Source organism: Streptomyces sp. NPDC037288 (assembly GCF_055603265.1).
The window spans coordinates 1-3,416 of record NZ_JBVJVY010000165.1 but is presented as its reverse complement, the minus strand read 5'-3'; the positions used below and the strand labels follow the sequence as shown (position 1 = coordinate 3,416).

2 protein-coding genes and 1 pseudogene are annotated in these 3,416 nt (G+C 66.4%); 2 read left to right on the top strand and 1 reads right to left on the bottom strand.

What is annotated here, in order from left to right; all coding sequences use genetic code 11:
* The first annotated feature begins 617 nt into the window (after positions 1 to 617).
* Positions 618 to 1,682 (top strand): hypothetical protein, encoded by a 1,065-nt coding sequence (locus ACZ7GZ_RS42810; RefSeq protein WP_471033232.1) that lies wholly within the window; start codon positions 618 to 620, stop codon positions 1,680 to 1,682.
* A 158-nt stretch (positions 1,683 to 1,840) separates the two neighbouring features.
* Here the strand turns inward: ACZ7GZ_RS42810 and ACZ7GZ_RS42805 are convergent, their stop codons facing one another.
* Positions 1,841 to 2,107, bottom strand: a complete 267-nt coding sequence (locus ACZ7GZ_RS42805; RefSeq protein ID WP_471033230.1) for an integrase core domain-containing protein — start codon at positions 2,105 to 2,107, stop codon at positions 1,841 to 1,843.
* Between the two features lie 62 nt (positions 2,108 to 2,169).
* Here ACZ7GZ_RS42805 and ACZ7GZ_RS42800 point away from each other — a divergent pair.
* Positions 2,170 to 3,318: pseudogene (locus ACZ7GZ_RS42800) on the top strand (IS30 family transposase); the annotation flags it as partial.
* Between the last annotated feature and the right edge of the window lie 98 nt (positions 3,319 to 3,416).

Genomic DNA, 3,416 nt, shown 5'->3' with positions numbered 1-3,416 from the left:
CGCCCGTCGAATACGAGACCACCTACTACCGAGAAGCCACGAAACCCCAGGTCACAGTCACGACCTAGAGTCTCGATCAAACCCGGAACGGTTCAGTGCCGCCGGTGGCTTGGACTGATTCGTTTGTGGTTCTCGCCCATGATGATGTCTGCGGCAAGGCTAGACCGAACAAGCGTCTCAATACAAGATGGGTCTGTGCGTCCGCGACACCGAGGGCCGTGGCTGCGTGGCTCTTTGCGTGAGGACGAGGGTAGCGGCCTCTTCTGACGACCTAACGAGCCGAGCGAGGAGATCGCCGCCTTCCATGGAATGGTCAAAGGGGGAGTATGTCCCGCGAACCGAACACCTGCTTGAGTACATTGGTTCAGGCAGCGGGGTTCACCCCCGCGCAGTTGGCACGCGCGTTGCGCGCGCTGGCTGCTGAGCAGGGTATGTCTGTGTCCTTCGACGACAGTGCAGTGCGGCGTTGGCTAGGCGGTACTCAGCCTAGGCCGCCCGCCCCAGCACTGCTCTTGGAATGCTTGTCCCGTCGCCTGGGCCGACCGGTCACCGCACAGGAGGCGGGCCTCACGCACACCCCAGCATTGGTCGTGGATCCGGCGTGGGAGGCAGATCCATTGCGCAAGCTGGCCCAGATTACCGGCGCTGAGCTCGACCCCGCCCGTCAGTCGCTGTTGGGAGCCGACAGTTTCAGCCTGTCCGCCCTGTTCGTGCCAGATGATGTCATGTCCACTCCCGCAGGGAGCCAGTCATCATCGCACGGACCGGAGGCTGTGCATCCTCTGCCGGTTACGGTCGATCGCTGGCACGGAATGTCACATCTGTTTCATATGGCGGCCGAGAAATACGGCGGAGAACCGGTGAGGCCTGCTCTGGCCGCGTTCGTCGCCCATCGCGTCATCCCCGTCCTGCACTCGTCGGCGCGCGCGCAGGACCGCCACAGCGAGTTGTCCGCAGCTTCTCAACTGATCCTGTTGCTGGGCAATGTGAGCATGGACAGCGGTTATGACAGGACCGCTCAACAGTACCATCGCATAGCCGCCCGGCTCGCCGCCGACGCCGGTGACCATGCCACCCTCGCCATCACTTTGCGTACCATGAGCGCTCACGCCTACGAGCTGGGTCATCACACACCTGCCGTCCTGCGCCTGAGCAAACAGTCTGTCTACCACGCCAGCGCCGCCCCGCTCGCCGTCCAGGCATATACGCAAGCGAACTATGCGGTGCTGTTGGCCTATTACGACCGGCACGCCGCTTTGGACGCCCTCTCACGCGCTGAACATCTCCATGCGCATGCCCATGCTGATGCACCTCCCGGGCCCTTCACCGCTTACCCGGTCGGTGGGCTGTATTACCAACGCGCTCAGACACTCAACATCCTCGGCGACCGCCCTGGATCCGTGAGCGCCCTGAAGACGTCCCTTCGCCTGCGCACTGCGGCCGAATACCGCGCTGCTTCCCTCACCCGTGCCCGCCTCGCTGAAACCCACTTCCAAATGGGCCACCTCGAACAAGCGCTGCCTCAGTGGCAAGCCTTCCTCACTGCCTACCCCAGTCTCAGCTCCGCCCGTGCCAGAGCCCACCTGCATACCCTGAGACAACGACTCCAGCCGTACCAACGGCACCATGCCGCTCGCCAACTCCTCGCGCAGGCAAGGGACTTCGACCACGATCTTGCATGAGGGTTCGTCAGCGGGTCCGTCAAACGAACGGCTCTGTCCCGTAATCGGCATCACGTGCGAAACGTCAACTCCTCTGTCGAAACGGTGCTTCCGGCGTTGTCGACGGTGGTCAGGTCGAGCCGGCCCTCCTCGGTCGGGACGTAGGTGATGTCGCCGCATCAGCGGGCATCGAGCCCGGTGGGGGTAGGGCTGGCAGGGCTGAGCTGGCCGTTGGCCGAGTGGCGGCGCCAGGGGTTGTAGAAGCCTTCGATGTAGCTGGAAAGCTCTTGTTCGGCGTGGCGGCGTGTGCGGAAGGCGGTTCGGTCGATGAGCTCGGTTTCCAGGGAAGCGAAGAAGCTCTCGGTCACCGCGTTATCGAAGCAGGAGCCGGCCCGGCCGGTGGAGGGGCGGATGCCCGCCTGCTCGCAGTGGCGGCCGAACGTCACGCTCGTGTATTGGGCGGATTCAATCGGTCGTCGCAACGCCCCTGTGAGCTGGAGGTTTGCGGGTGGGTGTGGGGAATCGGCAGCGGGCGGCACGGGAGTATCGCGGGCAGTTGCCGTCGCCGGGCCGGCCGAGCGTCGCCTGGCGTGAGGACCGGGTCCGGTTCTGGCAGGCGATCGCGCGAGGGTTGAGCTCGGTGGACGCCGCGGCCGAGATCGAGGTCTCCCCGGCCGTGGGGTCGCGGTGGTTTCGTCATGCTGGCGGGGTGAATCCGTGCCTCGTCCCGACCGTGTCCGGCCGCTACCTGTCGTTCGCCGAACGGGAGGAGATCGCTCTGCTGCGTGCCCGGGGCCTCGGCGTCCGTGCGATCGCGTGGCGTCTGGGGCGTTCGCCTTCCACGATCTCGCGGGAGCTGCGGCGAGGCGCCTCCACCCGGACCTACCACCTGGAGTACCGGGCCTCGCTGGCACAGTGGCATGCCGAGCGGCGCGCGCAGAGGCCGAAGACGGCGAAGCTGGTGGCCAACGAGCGCCTGCGCGAGTACGTGCAGGACCGGCTGGCCGGGACCGTCGTCCACGCCCTGGACGGCCAGGTCATCGAGGGACCTCAGGTGCCGCCGTGGCAGGGCAGGAACAAGCCGAGACGGCAGGACCGCCGCTGGGCGACGGCGTGGAGCCCGGAGCAGATATCGCAGCGGCTCAAGGTGGACTTCCCCGAGGATGAGTCCATGCGCATCTCTGCGGAAGCGATTTACCAGGCTCTCTATGTCCAAGGACGCGGGGCGCTCAAGCGCGAGCTGGTCGCCTGCCTGCGTACCGGACGGTCACTGCGCGTCCCGCGGGAGCGCACCAGGCAGAGCATCCGTGGCCACGTCACCGCCGATGTGCTGATCAGCGAGCGGCCCGCTGAGGCAGCTGACCGCGCTGTCCCGGATCACTGGGAAGGCGATCTCATCATCGGGACCGGTCGGTCCGCGATCGGCACGCTGGTCGAGCGCACCACGCGGTTCACGATGCTGTTGCACCTGCCCCGGATGGAAGGCTTCGGCACCGAACCGCGCACCAAGAACGGGCCCGCGCTGGCCGGCCGGGGAGCCGAGGCCGTCAAAGACGCGATCACCGCCACCATCACCACCCTGCCCGAGCAACTGCGCAGGTCCCTGACGTGGGATCGGGGCACGGAACTGGCTCAGCACGCCCAACTCCGCATTGAAGTTTCCAGGGCGCCCACCGCCGCCGACGGCGCTCGCTGACCCGGCCGGACAAGAAGGCGAGACCGGCCCCGGACCTGATCGGCCGCGACTTCCACGCC